This is a genomic window from Hyunsoonleella ulvae (assembly GCF_016827605.1).
GTDB classification, from domain to species: domain Bacteria; phylum Bacteroidota; class Bacteroidia; order Flavobacteriales; family Flavobacteriaceae; genus Jejuia; species Jejuia ulvae.
This window is the reverse complement of the sequence record NZ_JAEPJQ010000003.1, coordinates 306,924-328,662: the sequence shown is the minus strand read 5'-3', so window position 1 is coordinate 328,662 and position 21,739 is coordinate 306,924. Positions and strand designations below refer to the sequence as shown.

The 21,739-nt window shown below is 34.5% G+C and carries 14 protein-coding genes and 1 riboswitch; of the genes, 4 read left to right on the top strand and 10 right to left on the bottom strand.

Annotated features, from left to right (window positions below):
• Positions 1–156 precede the first annotated feature (156 nt).
• The 3 genes from JS605_RS10400 to JS605_RS10390 all read right to left on the bottom strand — a co-directional run bounded on the left by JS605_RS10400 (position 157) and on the right by JS605_RS10390 (position 5,686).
• On the bottom strand, positions 157–828 hold the full coding sequence (locus JS605_RS10400) for a hypothetical protein (RefSeq protein ID WP_203257660.1): 672 nt from the start codon (positions 826–828) through the stop codon (positions 157–159).
• Between the two features lie 12 nt (positions 829–840).
• Positions 841–4,239, bottom strand: a complete 3,399-nt coding sequence (gene thrA, locus JS605_RS10395; protein ID WP_203257659.1) for a bifunctional aspartate kinase/homoserine dehydrogenase I — start codon at positions 4,237–4,239, stop codon at positions 841–843.
• 172 nt (positions 4,240–4,411) lie between these two features.
• The gene (locus JS605_RS10390) at positions 4,412–5,686 is read right to left on the bottom strand and encodes an O-acetylhomoserine aminocarboxypropyltransferase/cysteine synthase family protein (RefSeq protein WP_203257658.1); all 1,275 of its coding nucleotides are present in this window, start codon (positions 5,684–5,686) and stop codon (positions 4,412–4,414) included.
• A gap of 157 nt (positions 5,687–5,843) precedes the next feature.
• Positions 5,844–5,968, bottom strand: a riboswitch (SAM riboswitch).
• A 353-nt stretch (positions 5,969–6,321) separates the two neighbouring features.
• Here JS605_RS10390 and JS605_RS10385 point away from each other — a divergent pair.
• Together JS605_RS10385 and JS605_RS10380 are read left to right on the top strand one after the other, a co-directional pair.
• Positions 6,322–7,230: an NAD(P)/FAD-dependent oxidoreductase gene (locus tag JS605_RS10385; protein ID WP_203257657.1), complete on the top strand. Its 909-nt coding sequence runs from the start codon at positions 6,322–6,324 to the stop codon at positions 7,228–7,230.
• A 267-nt stretch (positions 7,231–7,497) separates the two neighbouring features.
• Positions 7,498–8,166 carry a hypothetical protein gene (locus JS605_RS10380; RefSeq protein WP_203257656.1) on the top strand — a complete coding sequence of 223 codons (669 nt, stop codon included), beginning with the start codon at positions 7,498–7,500 and terminating at the stop codon, positions 8,164–8,166.
• A 453-nt stretch (positions 8,167–8,619) separates the two neighbouring features.
• On the opposite strand, the gene JS605_RS10375 is transcribed toward JS605_RS10380, so the two are convergent.
• The 3 genes from JS605_RS10375 to JS605_RS10365 form a co-directional block, all read right to left on the bottom strand.
• Positions 8,620–8,856: a hypothetical protein gene (locus tag JS605_RS10375; protein WP_203257655.1), complete on the bottom strand. Its 237-nt coding sequence runs from the start codon at positions 8,854–8,856 to the stop codon at positions 8,620–8,622.
• 232 nt (positions 8,857–9,088) lie between these two features.
• Complete coding sequence (locus tag JS605_RS10370) at positions 9,089–9,511, bottom strand: Imm44 family immunity protein (protein ID WP_203257654.1); 423 nt, start codon at positions 9,509–9,511, stop codon at positions 9,089–9,091.
• A 315-nt stretch (positions 9,512–9,826) separates the two neighbouring features.
• Positions 9,827–11,371, bottom strand: coding sequence for a hypothetical protein (locus tag JS605_RS10365; RefSeq protein ID WP_203257653.1), 1,545 nt, complete (start codon positions 11,369–11,371; stop codon positions 9,827–9,829).
• A gap of 150 nt (positions 11,372–11,521) precedes the next feature.
• Between JS605_RS10365 and JS605_RS10360 the strand changes: the two genes are divergently transcribed.
• Both JS605_RS10360 and leuB read left to right on the top strand, forming a co-directional pair.
• Positions 11,522–12,697 carry a 2-isopropylmalate synthase gene (locus JS605_RS10360; RefSeq protein ID WP_203257652.1) on the top strand — a complete coding sequence of 392 codons (1,176 nt, stop codon included), beginning with the start codon at positions 11,522–11,524 and terminating at the stop codon, positions 12,695–12,697.
• Between the two features lie 81 nt (positions 12,698–12,778).
• A complete protein-coding gene (gene leuB / locus JS605_RS10355; protein WP_203257651.1) occupies positions 12,779–13,897 on the top strand; it encodes a 3-isopropylmalate dehydrogenase in 1,119 nt (372 codons plus the stop codon).
• 121 nt (positions 13,898–14,018) lie between these two features.
• On the opposite strand, the gene JS605_RS10350 is transcribed toward leuB, so the two are convergent.
• The 4 genes from JS605_RS10350 to JS605_RS10335 form a co-directional block, all read right to left on the bottom strand.
• On the bottom strand, positions 14,019–15,683 hold the full coding sequence (locus tag JS605_RS10350) for an alpha-amylase family glycosyl hydrolase (protein WP_203257650.1): 1,665 nt from the start codon (positions 15,681–15,683) through the stop codon (positions 14,019–14,021).
• Between the two features lie 5 nt (positions 15,684–15,688).
• Complete coding sequence (locus JS605_RS10345) at positions 15,689–17,563, bottom strand: alpha-amylase family glycosyl hydrolase (protein ID WP_203257649.1); 1,875 nt, start codon at positions 17,561–17,563, stop codon at positions 15,689–15,691.
• A gap of 78 nt (positions 17,564–17,641) precedes the next feature.
• Positions 17,642–19,606, bottom strand: a complete 1,965-nt coding sequence (locus JS605_RS10340) for a glycoside hydrolase family 13 protein (protein WP_203257648.1) — start codon at positions 19,604–19,606, stop codon at positions 17,642–17,644.
• A 10-nt stretch (positions 19,607–19,616) separates the two neighbouring features.
• Positions 19,617–21,734 (bottom strand): glycoside hydrolase family 97 protein, encoded by a 2,118-nt coding sequence (locus JS605_RS10335; protein WP_203257647.1) that lies wholly within the window; start codon positions 21,732–21,734, stop codon positions 19,617–19,619.
• Positions 21,735–21,739: the final 5 nt, after the last annotated feature.

Genomic DNA, 21,739 nt, shown 5'->3' with positions numbered 1-21,739 from the left:
GTTGCAATCCCTAACGCGGGTGTGTTTGCTAAAGTATTTTTTAACTAGCAAGGTTATGCTACTTAATAGGTTTCATTACTCTTATTTTTACGTCATAAAAGATTCCTAAAGCCTTGTAGGTCTATTTTTAGATATGTTCATTATTGTGCTTTTAAATCATTTTAGCTTTTTTACACCCAATAGCATTCTAAATTCATCTTCTAACTCGCTTATTACCTTCGGAAATTCGTCTTTCACTAATTCAGATATTTCTTTGGTTTTATTTGAGTATTCTTCATAAAGCTCCTTTGTCATTCCTGATTCACTTAGATATCTACTCATGTAAGCATAATCCCAACCTTTACTTCTATATTCATTTGATAATTTATCCAATTTTTCAGCCAGTTCTTTATCAAAATAGATTCTATTTGGCATATAAAAATTAACAAAATTTGAAAGTCCTTTATTTACTCTTTCAATTCTTTCTTGTTTTTCTTTTTCAGCATCCTCAACTATAGGATGTATTCTTCTTGTGAAAATCGTCATAGCTGATTGAAGCTCGATTATCTTATAATACAAATCTTTTACAACTTCCGCTCTGTCCTGATGAAGTTTAGAAAATTGAATATTAAATTCATTAAGTTTTAGGTCCAAACTATGTTGAAAATCCTTATTCTGCTGTGCTAATTTATTTTTATGGCTCTCTAATTCTTGATTAAGTTCAGTTTTCTTTAATTCAATTGTTTCTGAAAAAAAATATTCAATTAATTTTTTTCCGAATAGTAAAACAGCAAGAATAATTAATACTCCTGGTCCATTTGTTTGAATTAGGCTATAAAGTTCTTCCATAATTGTTCATAATTAACTCACATGCTTACTCAACCTCAAAATATCTCCAAAAACACCACGCGCCGTCACTTCTGCACCAGCACCAGCACCTTGTATCACGATAGGTTGCTCGCCATAACTTTCGGTAAATATTTCAAAAATAGCATCGCTGCCTTTTACATGGCCTAAGGTAATATCCTCTGGAATAGACACCAATTTCACTTCTAAATTCCCTTTATCTTGCGATAAATCGCCAGACAAATCTCCAACATATCTTAGCACATGCCCTTCTTCTTGGTTGTCTTTTAATTTTTGATACTGCTCATCCAACACCTCTAGTTGACTTAAAAAGTCGTCAACCGAAATATCACGATACGCCTCAGGAATTAAATTCAACACCTCCACATCTTCAAACTCATTTTGCAAATCCAATTCTCTAGCTAAAATCAATAGCTTTCTCGCGACATCATTTCCTGAAAAATCTTCACGTGGATCTGGTTCTGTAAAGCCTTTATCTACCGTTTCCTTGATAATCGCACTAAACGGTTTGTCTTCCACAGAAAAATTATTGAATAAGTAACTCAATGTTCCTGAAAACACTCCTCTAATTCTTGTGATATTCTCTCCAGATTCGTGTAACAATTTTATGGTATCAATTAGTGGTAAACCTGCACCAACTGTAGTTTCATATAAATATTCCTTATTGTTTTTTGCTAAATGCTCTCGCAACTCTGTATAAAACCCATGTGAAATGGTATTGGCTATTTTGTTACTCGACACCAAATCGAAACCAGCTTCAACAAGTGGAATATAGTTTTTATAAAACACATTACTCGCCGTATTGTCTACAGCAATTAAATTTTCTAAATGGTGGTTTTTGGCATAGGTAATCACATCTTCAATAGAACTTTTAAAAGTGCTTGATGCAATCGCCTTTTCCCAATCTCCATTTACACCATTTTTATCCAAAACTAATTTTCTGGAGTTGGCAATAGCAAACACATTTAGGTTGATGCCTTTGCGTTTTTCAATATCGTCTTTCGACTTTAAAATCTGGTTAATCAATGCACCACCAACGCCACCATGACCAAAAATGGCAATATTAATCTTTTTAGACACACCGAAAATCTCCCCATGTACCACATTTACAGCCTTATGTAATTGTGTCTTTTTTACCACCAAACTCACATTCTTGCCCGTTACGGTATTATTGAATAACAATGGGGTAATCTGATTTCGGATTAAAGCATTAAATGGTTTGTGGAAAGAGCTCAACTCTATACCAACAATTGAAATTACCGCCACATTATCGTTTACAGAAATGGCATTAACATCTTGCGATTGAAAATCGGTTTTAAACTCACGCTCCAAAGCTCTTACGGCTTGTGCCGCTTGGTCGGCTTCAATAATCAACCCGATACCTCTTTCTGATGACCCTTGAGATACAATACTCACACTAATACCACTACTACCTAAAGCGCCAAAAATTCTAGCATCAACACCAATTTTCCCTAACAAACCGCGACCTTCTAAATTCAGCAACGCCACATTATCCATTACAGAAAGTGAGGTTACTTCTTTACCGCTTGGGTTTGCTGTGATTAAAGTACCTACATCATCCGCATTAAAGGTATTTAGTATTCTTAAATTAATATTCTTTTCAACTAAAGGAATAATCGTTTTAGCATGCAATACCGATGTTCCAAAATTTGCCAACTCGTTGGCTTCACTAAACGACAACTCACGAATCTGTTTGGCGTCTGCCACCAAATCGGGATTGGCTGTATAAATACCGCTAACGTGTGTATAGTTTTCTAGTTCTTCTGCTTCTAAAAAATTAGCAATTAAGGCCGCAGTATAATTACTACCGTTGCGCCCTAAGGTTGTTGTTTCATTCTTTAAATTTGACGCAATAAAGCCCGTAACCACATTAACCACATTTTTATTTTTTGAAAAATAATCTTGTGTGTTCTCCTTTGATAATTTGGTTAAAGGTTGTGCATTTCCAAACCCTTCATCTGTTTTTATCAATGCTCTAGCATCTGTAGCTTTTGCAGCTATTCCACGTTCATTCAGTAAACTGGAAATTAATTTTATAGATAACAATTCGCCCTGAGCCAAAATAGTATCCTTGGTTTTTTTGCTATAATCGCGCAATAAACTTACACCTTCAAATAACTGGTCTAACAATGAAAACTCTTCTGAAAAATCAATGGTTTTTAAAGGTTTGCTTTGGTAGGTTTTAAACGCTTCTAAATCCTCCTGATACGGTTTGCCGTCTAAAGCCTTGTTCAACATAGCTTCCAAATCGTCCGTAGCAGAACCTCTTGCCGAAACTACCACAGTAATCCGCTCTCCTGCTTCAACTTTATTAGTAATAATGGAAAGTACAGTTTCTAAACCTTTACCATTAGCCAAGGATTTACCACCAAACTTTAAGACCTTGATAGGCTTGCGTTTAGACTCTGGCACAAAAATACCTTCTACTATTTTTTCCAACTGCTCATATTCCATTAAAAAGGCATCATGACCATGCAGCGAGTGGATTTCACTATACGTTACATTTGGATTTGTTAGTGCTAATTGTTTTTGGGTTTCTCTGTTTTCTTCTGCTGTAAAAAACAAATCAGAATCCACACCGATAATATGGATCTTTGCTTCTATATTCTCCAACACATTAAAGTTGCTCGATCTTCCTTTAGTAACATCAATAGTTTTTAACAACTGATTCATCAACTTATATGCCGATAATTGAAAACGTTCCTGTAACTTTTTACCATGATGCAACAACCAACTTTCTACATTAAAAATCTCTAAATCTTCGTTTTTAGAACGCTTAAAACGCGCTTTAAACGACTCTGGTGTGCGGTAACATAACATCGCATGCATACGCGCATCATGCACAGGGTTTTTAGAGTTTAATAAAAACTGTTCTTGTATTTGGCAATTGGCAATCAACCAATCGGTAGATTTCCAATCGGTAGCTACTACCACCAAATGCTCAGTAAAATCGGGTTGTAACACTGCCATTTCCCAAGCAATGCCACCACCTAATGAGCCTCCAATAGTTGCAAACAATTTACCTGTATGCAGTGTTTTCAATCCTTGTAAAAACAATTTTGCAACATCCCGGGCTACAAAATCCTTGTAATTATCAATCACAAATCCATCGTAACCATTCCCAGGAATATTAAAAGCCAGAATAGAGTATAATTTAGTATCAATAACCTTATCATCTCCAATCAAATCTTTCCACCAACCATTTTCGCCCGCAACTTCACTATTTCCTGTAAGCGCATGATTTACCAACACAATTGGCGCATCGCCCAACGGCTTCCCAAATACTTGGTAGCTTAATTGTATTTTAGGGTTAAGCACACCACTTTCGGTAGTGTAATTTTCAATTGTAATATGTTGTAATTCGTGTTTCATATAGAAGCCCCTCCTAACCTACCCCATTAGGGGAGGAATATTTACTCAAATGTAATCAAGACCTGCAAGGTTTTTGCAACCTTGTAGGTCTGTTTCTCAATACCTACAAGGTCTCTAAGACCTTGCAGGATACTAGCTGTTTTTCAGACCTGACAGGTCTTGCAATTCTCAATTATATTTTGGAAAACGCCTGTTTTAAATCTGCTTTTAAATCTTCAATATCCTCAATACCTACAGACAAACGTATTAAATCTGGACTTACACCTGCTGAAGCTTGTTCTGCTTCATCTAATTGCTGATGTGTAGTACTTGATGGGTGTATGATTAATGATTTTGTATCTCCAATATTTGCCAATAAAGAAAATATTTGGGTTTCATCTGCAATGGTTTTTGCAGCATCAAAACCACCTTTATGTCCAAAGGTTACAATACCACTTTGGCCTTTTGGTAAATATTTTTTAGCTAAAGCATTGTACTTACTACTTTCTAATCCTGGATAGTTAACCCAAGCCACTTCGTCTTGCGCTTCTAACCATTTTGCCAATTCTAAAGCGTTTTCACTGTGTTGCTTAATACGAACTGGTAAGGTTTCTAAACCTTGAATAATGTTGAAGGCATTTGTTGGACTCATAGCACCACCAAAATCTCTTAATCCTTCTAAGATTAATTTAAACGTATACGATGCTGCACCTAAAGTTTCGTGATATTTTAATCCGTGGTATCCTGCTGAAGGCTCTGTAAACTCTGGAAACTTACCATTTGCCCAATCAAAAGTTCCGCCATCAATAATAGCACCACCTAGTGATGTACCTTGGCCACCAATGTATTTTGTTAAGGAGTGAATTACAATATTAGCACCGTGTTGTAACGGATTTAATAATGCAGGCGTTGCTACCGTATTATCCACAATAAAAGGTACACCTGCTGCTTTTGAGTGTCCTGAAATAGCTTCTAAGTCCAAAACATCTAATTTTGGATTCCCTAAAGATTCTACAAAAAATGCTCTGGTATTATCTTGTACAGCATCCTTAAAATTATCTGGGTTTGATGCATCTACAAATGTAGTTGTAATACCCAATCTTGGTAATGTTACACTTAATAAATTGTACGTTCCACCATATAAACTGCTTGAAGCTACAATATGATCTCCCGCTTTTAATAGCGTTAATAACCCTGTAGAGATTGCCGCAGTTCCTGAAGCAAAAACTACTGCACCTATGCCACCTTCCACAGCTGCTAAACGCTCTTGTAAAATTTGATTGGTTGGATTATTTAAACGTGTGTAAATAAACCCTAGTTCCTGTAATGAAAACAGATTTGCAGCATGATCTGAATCGTTAAAAACATAAGACGTAGTTTGATAAATTGGAACAGCTCTTGTTCCCCCAGTTGCTGTCACGTCATGCCCTGCGTGTAATGCGTTTGTTGCTAATTTTTGATCGCTCATTTTTCTAGTTTTTATTATTAATACCTAATATCCCGCAAAAAAGCGGGATTAGTTCATCTTACTATTTTGAATGCATTGCTACGCAATTTCTCAAAATAGAGTTTCACTAAAAAAAATGTTATAAAGAATTTTTTAAAACTACAGACTGTAATTTTTTGGGTTATCTATCCAAACTCTGATAAATGAATCTGAGTTTAAGTAGAATTTAGCACCTTCTTTAATAAGTTTAAAGGGTTGCTAAGGTTTCATCGGGTCTAATCCCTCCACCTTTCTTGATAACATTTCAATACGTTTTTGAACTTTGTGACTGCAAATATCGTGTAGAAAAGTTAATCTGCAAATTTTTATGGATACTATTTTTATTTTTATAGTATATATCCACAAACTAATTGTCGTAAACTGCGAATAAAATACTTGGTTTTATCAGGAAAAATGATAATTTCGTTTAACTACGGATAAGCCATTAAGAAACGGTCCGCATCCGTTAACATTATGTATACAACTAAAATAGTCACTAAAAAGAAAACATGGTGGATATTGAAAAAATATCAAGACGGAAAATGATAAAACAAATTAGGCATACTATAACTACTTTGCTTTGCCTCTTCCGTTTGTAGCCCATACAAGATAATACTATGACAGACAGTAAAAATTTTGATATAATTATCATAGGTGGAAGTTACGCAGGACTCTCTGCTGCAATGACTTTAGGTAGAGCAATGAGAAATGTTTTAGTTATTGATAGTGGAAAACCTTGTAATCAACAGACACCGTATTCGCATAATTTTATAACGCAAGATGGAGAAAAACCTAGTGTTATAATAAAAAAGGCTAAATCACAGGTTTTAAGATATGATACTGTTAAACTTTATCATGGACTTGCTATCAGTGGAAAAAAAACTTCAAAAGGATATCTTATCAGTACAGAAAAAGATGAAGCATTTACAGCAAAGAAACTCATTTTTGCCACAGGTCTAAAAGATGTAATGCCTGACATTAAAGGTTTTGCTGATTGTTGGGGAATATCTATTCTTCACTGTCCATATTGCCACGGTTATGAAGTGAAAAATGAGAAAACAGGAATTTTAGCTAATGGCGATTTAGCCTTTGATGTTGCACAACTCATTATAAATTGGACAAAAGAATTGACCATTTTCACAAACGGAAAGTCTTCTTTAACACAAGAACAAACTGACAAAATTAACAAACACAATATTCCAATAATTGAAAAAGAAATTGCAGAAATCGAACACAAAAATGGTTATGTAAAACAAATCGTTTTCAAAGACCATTCAATTTTTGAACTTAAAGCTATTTATTCACGACCAGCATTTGAGCAACACTGTAAAATACCAGAAACTTTAAACTGCGAATTAACAAAACAAGGATTGTTAAAAGTAGATGTGTTTCAAAAAACTACTGTAGATGGAATTTTCGCTTGTGGAGATAATGCAAGTCCGCTTAGAGCAGTTTCATATGCCGTTGCAACAGGTAACATAGCTGCAGGAATATTAAACAATGGAATGACTGAAAAAGATTTTTAAAAAGCATAAAACAAACACACCCGCGTAAGGGATTGCAAATACCATATAGAAAAGTTAATCTGCAAATTTTTTAGGATTATTTTTTGTTTTTTATTACTGAAATCTAGTTGATAAATTTTTTGAAATAAGCTAGATATACTTCCAATCTATAAATCATTGACTTTGTAAAAATTTTCGACTACCTTCGTTTACTGGCGGATATAAGATTCCGTATTGAATTTGTTTCATTATCTCAACGGTATATATCCGAAAACTAGTTACGAATATATGCAAATAAGTAAGCTATTCTTCTTCTTACTTTTCTCTTTTTCATCAATTTGTATTGCTCAAAACAATGACTTCATTTTTGAACTAAAACACCATCCAAAATCCGAATATTTATCTGAATTAGAAAAAATCACCAATTTTAAAGTAAAGAAAAAAGCAGATAAGGAAACATTGAAATATTTCGATTCACTAGGAATAAAGAGACTTCAAAAAGGAAATAAAAAAGAGACTTATAGCATATCAACAAAAACAAAAGAACTAAAAGAAAACAAAACTATTCCAGTAGAATTTTCAGCTTATAATTTAAATTTTCAAGGAGCTTTGAATAAAGTAAAAGTTGATGAAACGTATGATATAAAATTAATTCAGGCAAAAGGGTACGTAAATTTAGAAAATGACCTTACGATTAATGAAATTCTTATAGATAATGAAAGAAGCGATAGAGAAAATGAATTGATTGAAAAACTAAAAAATAGAGTAATCGGAATTGATTTTCCTGAACATAAAATCGGAATTGGAGAAACTATTTCATTTAAACATACAATTTACTACTCTGCCTTACCTGAAGGAAACAACTTCTATAATGTAAATTGTATAGCAAAATTAGTTAAAGTCAAGAGAGGTTTAGCTTATTTTAAAATTTCCTCTGACCAAAAATCTAAACTATGACTTAATTGTAAATGGAACTCTAAAATTTGATATAGAAAGAAATTTTATTCGCTTTATCAGTTTAGAAAGCACGTTATTCATTAACGAGTTCATTGAAGATGGAATTATATTCGAACATAATTATTCTGAAAAAAATAAAATAACAACGGAATTGAAAACACTAGTTGGTAAAAAAGTGTAAAAATAATTACTTGATTCTTGTCTGCTTTGTAAATCCTACGGATTTTCCTCTGGTTTGCTTTCTTTTACTAACTTAGTTCTTACATAACTAATATTATACCAGAGTGATAAACGAACCTCCCCAAAAAAGCAAAACCCAATAGTTTAACCCTAAATTAGCAAACAAACCCCGCGCAAGGGATTGCAGCTGCATGTTAGAGCTCCTGACTTTAGTAAGAGCGACTATTGAAAGCCTAGCGGTAGCCGTTACGCATACTCGCACCTTCAGAGGAATTAACTCTCATCATTACCTTTGATTTTTATCTTCAACTCATCGAGTTTATTTTTAGGTAAAAAATTACTCCACTCAATAATGTCATTGGCTAAAATTTCCATACCCTTTATATCTCCCAATTCATATGTTTCGATTACAATGCCTTTGTATCTTTCGGTCAAGGGATTACTTTCAAATTCATTAATAAAATCTAAAATGAGTAAATTTTTATTTTTAAGCATTTCTAGTGAGTTCATTCATTAATGTTAATTACAAATCATAATTTTAATAAATACGGTCTATATCGCGTAAAATTAGCAATATTACCAAAAGCTAAATTAGATGCCTCATGATATAATTCTCCTGCAGGATTAATTTTTGAAACGCCCCTTATGACATTTCCAATGTTAGGGTGTCTTGTCCTGAAATAGGTTTACACAAAACGTGTAAAATTATGGAAAGGTATTCAAAAGAGCATTCCTCAAAATTTCAAACTATCTTTTCCTCTAAATAACCTTTTTTTTGAAAATAGCTTTCTAAATCTTGAATAAGTTTGATATCATCAAAACCATCCATTGCCCTTTCTAAAAAAACCTCTTTAGATTTCGATAAAATTTCTTGAGCTAACATACATTTTCTTTGTAGCTCATCTGACTCTTTGAATTTATCAAAATCTAATTTTAATTCGTATTCAATGGCAGATTTATTTTTTAGCATTTTGGGTTTACGAATTTTAAATTCACTTTCAAAATTCTTAGAAACACATGTGACTCCTATGTATATTCTCTTGATAAAACTACCATAATTCTTATTCTTAAAAAAAACAGCTAGCTCTTCTTCAAACCTTGTCGTAATTGAGCTTTCTTGAAAAGAAAATTCAAATGAAAACTCGGGGCTTAATAGTACTTCCATATATTATCTTTATTATATTCTATCTAAACATCCGATTTCCTGGGGGTAGACTTCCATTCATATTATAATATTGATAGAGTAGTACTTTTTCAGTAACTTTAATTTCTATAAGGCTTCCATAAAAAATTGGAACCATTGTTACCCCCAAGTATCATATCTCTTCTTTGACTCGGGCTATATCTTTTAAAGCCCTTTGTTGTTTCTCCTATTTTCCAAATTTCCCCAGCATTTAACATAATTTCATTTCCTCTAACGTCTTCGACCATCCCAAGTAGCCGTTGCGCATACTCGCACCATCAGGGGGCGCCCAAAAATTTAAACTTGTGTTTGCAAAAATTTATCGCGGATAACTTGTCCGATTGGTCGGTTTTCAATTTTAGATTCAAGCCATGAAATAATATCTAAGTACAAGAACGCTCTACTTTGATAGGGGTCGTTCTCAAACTCTTTTAACTTTTTGTGTAGTTTGATGAATTCGCCTTTTACTTCGTGCGGATATATATCTGGCAACACACGTAAAAACTTGATAAACTCTTTTTGTACTTCGTACAAATCTTCCATTTTTATTAGAAACTTATACGTACTCCTGATAAGCACATCTAAGTTGTAATCTAAACCTGCTTCGTAGTGCGCTACCAAATTCAATATGCGAGAAAAGCACAACAAATCCTCCCGCATTTGCAGCGATTTGTTGCTTATTATTTTATCTAAATAATAGATACATTTTCGGCTATCTCCTGCACCAAAATACATACTCGCCATTTTGTAGTAGAAGACCATAATATGATGTTCGTCTATGCGATTTTTATAGTCTTTCAGCTTTTCTAAAACCTCATCAATAAGCGGTAATCCCTCTTTAAAACTCCCTTCTATAAAATGCAAATTAAATTTATTGTTATAGATATACAAAAATGCCAAAGCTGCATTGTTATCGTCTAGTGGGAACCATTTTTCTTGGGTAATCTCTTCTAGTTGCGCGAGTGTTTCTTTAAACTTTTTGTGCTGGCGTAAATAAAATAAAGCTTCTAGCAAGTAGTGATTCCCTCTTAGGAAAAAGACAGGATTCAACACTATCATATCTTTATTTTCCATAAATAAGTCTACCCATTTCGAGGCATACTTGTAACAGGACAAAAAGTCTACCGTTAAAAAGCTATACCACAATTTAGCTTTGTATAACCATAATTTTTCACGAAAGCCAAGCTTATTAATATCATATTTAGGTAACCTGTCGTGGTAGTATTTATCAATAATTTGAAATTCCTCATCATTTTTTACATAGCCTGTTTTTAAAAACAAGCCATAAAGTTGAAGGGATAAATTAGAGAGCTTACTTGCCAAAACATTTTGTAAACTTAATTCTTTGGCTTGTATGGTAAGTTCGTCTGCACGATTGCTTATACTTCTTGTAATGTACTGGGATTCTATAACTTTTTCTAGCTCTACAATTTCGTACGCCACATTTTTTTCTTCGTGGGTAATGGCTAAATTTTTTGCTTTGTCTAAAATTTTAAGGCTCTGTTTATAAAGCCCTTTATGGTATAGAATGGTGGCAAAATCCAGCTGTTCCCTAATTTGAATGCGTACATTTTGATGTGAGGGATTTAAACGCAAACTAATTAAAATCTGCTTGTAAAGATGTGCTTTAAGATTAGATAATTGTTGCTTTTTTACAATACCCTTTTTTAATATCGTAGCCTCATCGTAATACTTTAATTTGTCTAAGATATTAAAGAGCATCAAGAATTTAGAGTCCTCATTAACCCCCAATCTTCCTACATATAATTTAAATTGACGCTTCTCTGACTTTGAAAGCGATTTTACCAAAACAAACAAATTATCTTTTTGCTCTTTTACCATAGTCACAAAAACATATTTAAACTATTGATTTTTAAATATTTAAATCACATCTAATCTAGTTAAACGTCGTAAAAAAAATAAGTTGAATAGTAGTTTTTACATAACCAAAATATAAATTCGTAATACAATAAGAAAATATATTCTAAATAAATGTCTGATAATCACGTTCAAATTTTTGACACCACCCTTCGAGATGGAGAGCAAGTTCCTGGTTGTAAGCTAAATACAGAGCAAAAACTAGTTATTGCAGAACAGTTGGATAACTTGGGAGTAGATATTATTGAAGCTGGTTTTCCCGTCTCCAGCCCTGGAGACTTTAAATCGGTTGAAGAAATTTCTAAGATTGTTAAAAACGCTACGGTTTGTGGTCTTACACGATCTGTAGAAAATGATATAAAAGTTGCTGCGGAAGCTTTAAAATATGCAAAAACTCCCAGAATCCATACTGGAATTGGCACTTCAGAATCCCATATAAAATTCAAATTTAAATCTACTCAAGAAGACATCATAGAGCGTGCTGTGAAAGCCGTGGGTTATGCAAAGTCTTTTGTTGAGGATGTTGAGTTTTATGCCGAAGATGCCGGTAGAACCGACAATGCATTTTTAGCTCGTGTGTGCGAAGCTGTAATTAAAGCTGGTGCTACTGTACTAAATATTCCTGACACTACAGGTTACTGTTTACCGCATGAGTATGGTGCAAAAATTAAATACTTAAAAGAAAACGTAAAGGGTATAGAAAAGGCTACCTTATCTTGCCATTGCCATAATGATTTAGGTCTGGCCACAGCTAATTCCATAGAGGGTGTTATTAATGGTGCGCGCCAAATAGAATGTACCATAAACGGTATTGGGGAACGCGCTGGAAACACTGCTTTAGAGGAAGTTGTAATGATTTTACGTCAGCACCCTTACCTAAACTTAGACACTAAAATTAATTCTGAAATGCTTTATGGCATTAGTCAATTAGTATCCGATAGCATGGGCATTTATACGCAACCTAATAAAGCAATTGTAGGTGCAAATGCCTTTGCCCATAGTTCTGGAATCCATCAGGATGGTGTGATAAAAAACCGAGAAACTTACGAAATTATTGACCCTAAAGATGTTGGTGTGACCGAATCTGCTATCGTATTAACTGCTAGAAGCGGAAGAGCAGCTTTGGCATATAGAGCAAAAAATATAGGGTATGAGTTAACCAAGTTACAGTTAGATGAAATTTATACTAGTTTCTTGGATTTTGCTGATAAGAAAAAGGAAGTGGATGATAACGATATTCACAAAATTATAGAGGGTAGTACGGTGTATAAAGAAATTGTATCCTCTTAGTCGAAAAAATTTTATTTATAAATGAAAAGCTTCTTAACTTACAAGGAGCTTTTCAATTTAAAAGAAATAAATACATATAAAATGAAATTAAACATAGCTGTTTTACCTGGAGACGGTATAGGCCCTGAAGTAACTGCAGAGGCAGTTAAGGTGCTAAAGGCTATTGGTATGGTGTTTGAACACACGTTTAATTTCAAATATGGTTTGGTTGGTGCTGCTGCTATTGATAGCCATGGCAATCCCTTACCTGAAGCAACAATCGACTTATGCAAAGACACTGATGCTGTTCTTTTTGGTGCTATTGGAGATACAGCTTACGATATTGATCCGGACGCAAAAGTACGTCCAGAACAAGGCCTTTTGGGCATTCGTAAAGCATTAGGACTACATACCAACATTCGCCCTGTAATTGCTTATGATGATTTATTGAATAAGTCATCTTTAAAAGTTAAGCAAATTAAAGATACTGATATTCTCATCTATCGCGAGCTCACTGGAGGTATTTATTTTGGAGAAAAAAGTTTAAGCAGTGATGGCAATACCGCATATGATGTTTGCGAGTACCACCGTTTTGAAATTGAACGTATTGCTCATGCTGCATTTAAAGCGGCTCAATCTAGAAAAGGTAAAGTTACCTTAGTAGACAAGGCTAATGTTTTAGAAAGCTCGCGACTTTGGCGCCGTGTAGTTTTAGAGCTAGCCAAACATTATCCCAACGTAGTTTTGGATTTTATGTTTATTGATAATGCTGCCGTTGAGCTTATTAAAAATCCCAGACAGTTTGATGTGATTTTAACCGAAAACATGTTTGGAGATATCATATCTGAAGAGGCTAGTGTTATTGTTGGTTCTATAGGATTATTAGCATCGGCTTCTACTGGAGACACTCATGCTATGTTCGAGCCTATTCATGGCTCCTATAGCAAAGCGAAAAACAAGGGGATTGCCAACCCAATTGCATCTATACTTTCTGCTTCTATGCTGTTGGATCATTTTAATTTATCTGAAGAAGCGGCTTTAGTAAGAGAGGCTGTAGAAAAATCGTTAAAATTACATATTACCACTCCAGATTTAAATACTAAATACGATAATATCACCACAAGTAAGGTGGGAGATTTTATAGAAGATTTTATAAACAATCCAGAAGAAACCAATCTAAACTTTACTAATATTCACTTAGGACAGTCCACAATTATTTAATTATTTGAATTAGTCACCAATACAATTAAATACCAAACTAAACTTTACGGAAATGTCCGGAAACGAGAGCCCAATTCTAGGGCTCTTTTTCTTGTTGAATGGTTTATTTTAATAGCTAATATTAACGTGGAGATTTAAACAAATGTAATGGTTCCAATAGAATAGTAGATCCTAAGGTCTCTACATTAACGTTCCCATTTTTAACCTTTAGTATGTTACCACTATAAAACTCGGTTAAAGTTTGTCCTTCTAAAAAAACATCCGACACGCTAATTTGTTTGATGTCTGTTGAAACATTTAAAGCAATAACCACTTTATCCTTAAAATCTCCTCTTGAATATACTCTTGAGAACACATAGGGTGTTTCAGTTAATATTTGATGCACCCCAGCTCCAACAGCAGGATGGTTAGCTCTAAATTGCCCTAATTTTTGCCAATGCCTTAAAATGGCTTTATTTTTTTCTAAATCATCCCAATTCATCACTGAACGCAGTGTTGCATCTCCTTGAGCACCTTCAACCAGTAAAGACCTAGCTATTTCGTCCCCATAATATACTTGAGATGCTCCTGGACATAACAATAATTTGTTAGCTGTTTCATAAGGTTTTTCTCTTGAGGGATCGAATGGTTGACCATCGTCATGTGAACTTAAATAATTCAATACACCATAACCTTTTAGATCTGAATTTAAAATACCTGAATATTTAGTAAAAAAATCATCCACAGACATTTGTGCAGCATTCCATTTTGCCTCAAAGTTTATCAACCCATTAAATGCATTATCAAAATAGTTAACTTTTTTATCCCCAAAATCAAAAGCTTTTTTTGCCGAAATACTATAATTGTAGACCTCTCCAACTAAGTAAAAATCATTATCATCTAAAACCTTCTCTGGATTATTCTCCTTGTATTGAGAAAAGGCATAATCACATTCTTTTTTAAATTCTTGCCATACATAAGGCTCCGTATGTTTTACCGTATCTACGCGATAGCCATCAATTCCAAATTCTTTAATATAATCGGTTAGCCATTTCATAATATAAAACCGTGGCGCTCTTGGGTACCCCGTTCTACTAAAAAATTCATCTAATTCAGCAACCTCTTGGTCGTACCTCCCTTCAGTTTTCCATGTATCAATTAACTGAGGAGGCAACGCAACCGCTTCATTACTTTCTGTTTTAATGTCTGGAAGGTTTTTTACCAGTGTACAGGTTATTGTATTTTTATAAGACTTATAGTTACATTGTGGCAATGTACGCACCCATTCTTCTGGCCATAGTGGGTCTTTTTCAGTTACTGGTCCTGTATGATTAATCACAGCATCCAATACTATACGAATGCCTTTTTTGTGAGCTGATGCTACCAACTCTTTTAAGTCTTCTTTTGTCCCAAAATTCGGATCAATTGCAGTCCAATCTTTTGTCCAGTAGCCATGAAACCCATATGTTATACCTGTACCTTCATCTGCGCTACCATGAATCTGTTCCACTATGGGTGTCATCCAAATGGCATTGATACCCAAATCTGTAAAATAGCCTTCTTTAATTTTTTCGGTTACGCCCTTAATATCGCCTCCTTCAAAACCACGCAGTTTTCCTGTTTCTAGACTTCTATCAAAATTAACATCGTTGGACACGTTACCATTGTTAAATCTGTCGGTTAGTAAAAAGTAAATGTTTGCTCCTTCCCATACAAATGGTGTTTCTAATGTTTCTGCGAGGGTTTCTTTTTTCTTTTCACAATTAAAAACAATGAAAACCAACAGCAAGGCATATATGTATTTCATAAATTCTATTTCAATTTTAAAATAAAGGATTCTAGTGGTTTTAATTCTATATCTAGGCTACCCAATCCATTTTCAACATATAAAGAGGTGTTGTATATTTTGTACAACTGATCTTCTACTTGATATTCCCCGCTGGTCAGCCTCCATGTTGCAATAATTGCTTTTGGAAGCTTTAAATCGAATTTATACCGTTTTTCATCATCAAAATTTGAAACAATAATGAGTTTTTCATTTTTATTCCAACGCACGTATGAAAGCAGTTTGTGATTATAGTTTAGAGTGTTTTCCCTATTAAATTGGTGGATATCTTGATACGCACCCATTAGTGCTTCACTATTAACAGTAAAATTTAAAAGCCTTTTATAGAACACTCTAAGTTCTTTTTCTTTTGATGATGATTGTCCTCCATCAAACCGTCCATTATTCATCCAACGTTGATGTGCAGGCACGCCTACATAATCGAAAATTGAGGTACGTGATGGTTTTCCAAAACCTGCATCTTCACTCCCATCTTCCCCAACTTCCTGACCAAAATAAATCATGGTTGGCGCAGTTGAAGATGTAGCACAAACAACCATAGCTGACTTACCTTTTTCTGCATTTCCAGCAAACTCAGGACTCGCTAATCGTTGTTCATCATGGTTTTCTAGGAAATGCAACATGTGATGTTCGATATCCTTTAAGTCTTCTAATATTGGTGGAATATTATCCGTTTTCCCATGTCCTTGTATCACATGTTTTATGGTATCATACAATTGTACTTTATCATACAGATAATCCATCTTTCCTTTTTTAATATAATCGTGGTACAATGCGGGATTGTAAACTTCTGCCAATAAAAACGCTTCTGGATGCTTCATTTTAATTGATGAATTCATGTAACTCCAAAACTCCACGGGTACCATTTCTGCCATATCATAACGAAAACCATCAACACCCTTACCTATCCAATACAAGGCAACATCTCTGAACTTTACCCATGAATTTGGCACATTTTTATCTCTCCAAAATTCAAAATGCTTCTTATAATTCTTATTTTCAAAACTATCTGGAAGTAGATCAAAATCTTTTTTACCATCAGGTAAAATTCCATAATTTACTTTTACGGTTTCATACCAATCGTTCATATCTGGTTGCGATAATCGCGAACCGTTACCTGTCCATTTTGCAGGTTGTTCTGGAAATTTACCATCTTCTAATGGATGTGTTTCATTGCCCAATGGCGAATAGTCATTTTTCCATTCAGGTACTTTAAATACCTCATATGGGTTATAGTAAAAATTGTTATCCCTAGCATAAACTACAGAAACATCGTCGTTTTCCCCAAAATCTTTCACACCTTCTGGTTTAGAATTACTCTGGTAGTTACGTGCTACATGATTTGGTACTATATCAATAATCACTTTCAATCCAGCTTTGTGAGTACGTGCTATAAGCATTTCAAACTCCTCTAAACGGTTTTCAACATGCTCTGCCAAGTCAGGATTTACATTGTAATAGTCTTTCACGGCATAAGGCGATCCTGCTCGTCCCTTAACCACATCTGGATCGTCATTTGTAATACCAAATTCTGTATAATCATTAATTACGGCATGATGTGGCACACCTGTATACCAAATATGGGTAACCCCTAAATTTTTAATTTCTTGTAAAGCTTTTTCGGTAAAATCATTGAACTTCCCAACGCCATTCTCCTCAATTGTTCCCCAAGGTTTATTTGTTGTATTAGTATTACCAAATAAACGGGTAAACACTTGATATATCACGTATTTTTTCTTAGTTGGCTTTTCATCAATTACTGCTAAATTTTCTCTAACTTCAGATTTACAACCCAGCGTACCTATTACCAAAACAACTATAAAAAAATGGACGAATTTCATACTAATTTGCTCTCAAAAGAAAAGTTAATAACCTATGTAAACGTAGATTCCATAAAACAATAAACACTCATTTCATTACTACAGCTTCTTTGTAGTTAACATCACACTACCTTTAGTATTGAATTTTAATGTCTTATCCCATTTTACAGTTGCTCCTGTTACTATATTTTTTAAAGATTTTCCATCTAATCCTATCTCCTTAAATCTACTCAAATCTAAATCTACTTCGTCTATATTCTTGTTAAGAATATGAACAAACGTTTCATCTTTATGAACTCTAAATAACACGTATATACCATTTTCAGGTGCAAAATGCACTGTCTCTCCTTTGTGAATAGCCTTGCTGCTCTTACGATAATTCAACACTTTTTTTAAAAAAGACTGCATATTCATCTGATCTGGTTTTAATCCTTCTCCGGAAAAAGCATTAACCTTATCATTTGCCCAGCCCCCAGGAAAATCACTTCTAATTAATCCGTGATCTCCAGGTTTATCAAAATCATGCATCAAGATTTCTGTACCGTAATATATTTGAGGAATTCTGGGTAATGTTAATATATAACTTAGGGCCATTTTGGTATTCACTAAGTTACCATGTAGTTGTGTAAAAATGCGGCTCATATCATGATTGTCTGGGAAAATCATTATGTCTTTCGGATTGGCATAATGAAAATCGTTGGCCAATCCTTCGTATATCTTAACCAAACCTGTATCCCACTGTTCATCTTCGTTTAATGCTTCCACTATTAAACGTTGCATCGCAAAATCCATTGGAGACTTTAAGTTAGATTTATATCCATCACGATTGTTAGCACCATCTTGCCAATAACCAATAAGTAATGGATTATAACTCCATTCTTCTCCTACGATACTAAAATTAGGATACTCTGTCATGATTTCGCCTGCCCACTGGCTCATAAAGTCCTTATCTGGATATGGGTAGGTGTCTTGACGAATACCACCCAAGTTAGCGGTTTCTATCCACCAAATACTATTTTGAATGGTGTAACGTGCCATAAACGGATTGCGTTGGTTCAAGTCTGGCATTACAGAGACAAACCAGCCTACACTCATGTTTTCTTTATCAATTTTAGAGGCATATATATCTTGGTTCGTAGTACGTTTATGATTAGTGGTTTTGCTCATATTACCCGTCCAATGCTCAATGTTTTCTTCATAATGTGCCTGATGATTAATCCAATCCTTAAAAGGTAAATCTTTCATCCACCAGTGCTCCAATCCACAGTGATTGGCTACTTGATCCATGATTAATTTCATACCGCTTTCTTTCAATTTTAAAGATAAAGACACATAATCCTCCAAGGTACCATAGCGAGGGTCAATCTGATAATAATCCGTAATAGCATACCCATGATACGAACTCTCTGGCATATCGTTGGTTAATAGCGGACAAGACCAAATAGCGGTAAACCCCATATCTTCTACATAATCCAAATGATCGATGATCCCCTGAATATCTCCTCCATGTCGTGCATAATTATCTTTTCTACTTATGGCTTCTTCCTTCATACCTAAAACCACATCATTCTTAGGATTACCATTAGCGAAACGGTCTGGTGTAATTAAATATACGACATCACTACTATCAAAACCTTTAAAATCATCCGAAGGTCTTTGGCGCTTTTTCAACTCATAAGTATGCACTAAATCTTTTTCGCCTTCTTTTTGAAATATGATGTTAAATTTTCCTGAGACAGTTGATTCTGCTATATGCAAATCAATGAAGAGATAATTTGGACTATCGCCTTGGTACACTTTTTTTATCACGACGCCTTGGTAGGCTATTTTTGGTTCCCAGTTTGAAATATTAGGATGATGCACCAATAATTGTAATTTAGGATTTTTAAAACCTATCCACCAATGCATTGGCTCAATACGATTGATATCGTTTTGTTCAATAACCTCAGATGGTACTGAGAATTCTTCTTTAGACATATCCACTTCTTTTTTGCACGCTACAGTAAGTGCTACTAAAAATAGTAATACACCTACAAAATATCTGTATTTTGAACCTTTAATCATTATTTAAACTTTAATTCATTGGTTTTATGCTAATTGCATACCCTCCTCCCGAAGCAGACCATAACTTAAGTTTAGATTTGCTGGTAACTTTTTTTGTTTTTATAGTATATGCCTGCGGATTTGTTTTATAATGTGCATCTTTAGCATCGGCATAAATTGTGGCTTTATATGTCTTGCCTTTATCCAAAAAGTCCAAAGTAATTGAAGATTTTCTTGGTTGCTCACCATTTACATTACCTAAAAACCAATTATCACTGCCTTTTTCTTTTCGTGCTATGGTAAGAAACTCTCCTGGTTCTGCCTCCAGATATTCACTTGCTTCCCAATCTATGGCCACATCTTTTATAAACTGGAACGCATCCATGAATTGCTCATAATGTTCTGGTAAGTCTGCCGCCATTTGCAATGGACTATACATAGTAACATATAACCCCAATTGATTAGCAAGCGTGCTGTTGACATGCGAATTATTTTCTGGATTTAATTTGCTAATGTCCATTACAAAAATACCAGGCGTGTAATCCATTGGCCCACCTATTAAACGTGTAAATGGTAAAACGGTAACGTGATTTGGTTTTGAACCTCCAAAAGCTTGAAACTCTGTTCCCCTGGCAGATTCATTTCCAATTAAATTAGGAAAGGTTCTACATATGCCTGTGGGGCGCACCGCTTCGTGAGCGTTTACCATAATTTGATATTCAGCAGCTTTTTCTAAAGCATACTGATAGTGATTCACGATATACTGACTGTAATGATGCTCACCTCTTGGAATGATGTTACCAACGTAACCACTCTTTACGGCATCATATCCATTGTCTTTCATAAATTGATACGCTGTATCTAGATGACGCTCGTAGTTTCTTGTTGAGCCGGAGGTTTCATGATGCATAATCATTTTTACTCCTTTAGACTTTGCGTAGTTATGTATTTCGGAAACATCAAAATCTGGGTAAGGCGTTACAAAATCAAACACATAATCTTTAGATTTTCCAAACCAATCTTCCCAACCTTCGTTCCAACCTTCTACTAAAACACCATCGAAACCATGTGCTGATGCAAAATCTATATAGCGTTTTACCTTTTGGTTGTTTGCTGCATGTTTGCCATTTGGTGTTACTTTAGAATAATCAGTAACACCCAATTGTACTGCGGGTAAATCATCAGTGTATGTCCAGGAACTTTTTCCTGTAATCATCTCCCACCAAACTCCAATATATTTTACGGGCTTTATCCAAGATACATCTTCTATAGCACAGGGTTCGTTTAGGTTTAGGGTTATTCTTGATGCTAAAATATCTCTCGCATCATCGCTAACCATAATGGTGCGCCAAGGCGAATTACATGGTGCCTGCATATACCCTTTATCTCCATTTACATCTGGTGTTAAATGAGACTCAAACACCATAGTTTCAGTATTTAAATCTAAATGCATGCAAGCGTAATTGAGTAATGCTGCTTCATGTAAATTGATGTATAGGCCATCTTCTGTCTTTAGCATTAATGCCGTTTGCACCCCTGTTTTCGAAAATTCTGTTTGAGAAGCGTTACTCTGACGTGAACTATCAAATTTGGCTTCAATTTCTGAGAGCTTAGATTTTGTATAATCGTATTCTTGAGAGTCGTAATCTCCCGCAATCCAATGCGCTGTATGATCTCCCGTCATAGCAAATTGTGTGCGCTCTTCTTTAATAACAAAATATACTAGGTTATCCTGCTGTGGAAATTCGTAACGAAACCCTAAACCTTCATTAAACAGTCTAAACCTAATCATCATCAACCTATCTGTCTCGCCTTGTTTTAAGGTTACCGCCAGCTCGTTGTAGTGGTTTCTTATCTGACTTTCTTCTCCCCAAACAGGTTGCCAAGTTTCATCAAATGATGATGTATCTGTATCAATCACTTCAAAATCATCTAAAAGTGATGTAGCATCATCCTTTAACTCCAATCCTAAATAACTAGGTTTAATAACTTGTTGGTTTTTGTATGTTAATTGATAGGTTGGCTTTCCATTATTTTCTAATGAAAATGTCATAAGTATTTCGCCATTTGGCGATTTCAATTCTTGCGCAATACCATATTTAACATATGATACTACACTAATAAGAGCTACAACTATCTTTAATTTCATTTTAT

What these genes read in the sequence shown, in the direction of transcription:
- JS605_RS10400 (WP_203257660.1), bottom strand. Translation starts at nt 828, where the DNA reads ATGGAAGAACTTTATAGCCTAATTCAAACAAATGGACCAGGAGTATTA.
- thrA (WP_203257659.1), bottom strand. Translation starts at nt 4,239, where the DNA reads ATGAAACACGAATTACAACATATTACAATTGAAAATTACACTACCGAA.
- JS605_RS10390 (WP_203257658.1), bottom strand. Translation starts at nt 5,686, where the DNA reads ATGAGCGATCAAAAATTAGCAACAAACGCATTACACGCAGGGCATGAC.
- JS605_RS10385 (WP_203257657.1), top strand. Translation starts at nt 6,322, where the DNA reads ATGACAGACAGTAAAAATTTTGATATAATTATCATAGGTGGAAGTTAC.
- JS605_RS10380 (WP_203257656.1), top strand. Translation starts at nt 7,498, where the DNA reads ATGCAAATAAGTAAGCTATTCTTCTTCTTACTTTTCTCTTTTTCATCA.
- JS605_RS10375 (WP_203257655.1), bottom strand. Translation starts at nt 8,856, where the DNA reads ATGAACTCACTAGAAATGCTTAAAAATAAAAATTTACTCATTTTAGAT.
- JS605_RS10370 (WP_203257654.1), bottom strand. Translation starts at nt 9,511, where the DNA reads ATGGAAGTACTATTAAGCCCCGAGTTTTCATTTGAATTTTCTTTTCAA.
- JS605_RS10365 (WP_203257653.1), bottom strand. Translation starts at nt 11,371, where the DNA reads ATGGTAAAAGAGCAAAAAGATAATTTGTTTGTTTTGGTAAAATCGCTT.
- JS605_RS10360 (WP_203257652.1), top strand. Translation starts at nt 11,522, where the DNA reads ATGTCTGATAATCACGTTCAAATTTTTGACACCACCCTTCGAGATGGA.
- leuB (WP_203257651.1), top strand. Translation starts at nt 12,779, where the DNA reads ATGAAATTAAACATAGCTGTTTTACCTGGAGACGGTATAGGCCCTGAA.
- JS605_RS10350 (WP_203257650.1), bottom strand. Translation starts at nt 15,683, where the DNA reads ATGAAATACATATATGCCTTGCTGTTGGTTTTCATTGTTTTTAATTGT.
- JS605_RS10345 (WP_203257649.1), bottom strand. Translation starts at nt 17,563, where the DNA reads ATGAAATTCGTCCATTTTTTTATAGTTGTTTTGGTAATAGGTACGCTG.
- JS605_RS10340 (WP_203257648.1), bottom strand. Translation starts at nt 19,606, where the DNA reads ATGATTAAAGGTTCAAAATACAGATATTTTGTAGGTGTATTACTATTT.
- JS605_RS10335 (WP_203257647.1), bottom strand. Translation starts at nt 21,734, where the DNA reads ATGAAATTAAAGATAGTTGTAGCTCTTATTAGTGTAGTATCATATGTT.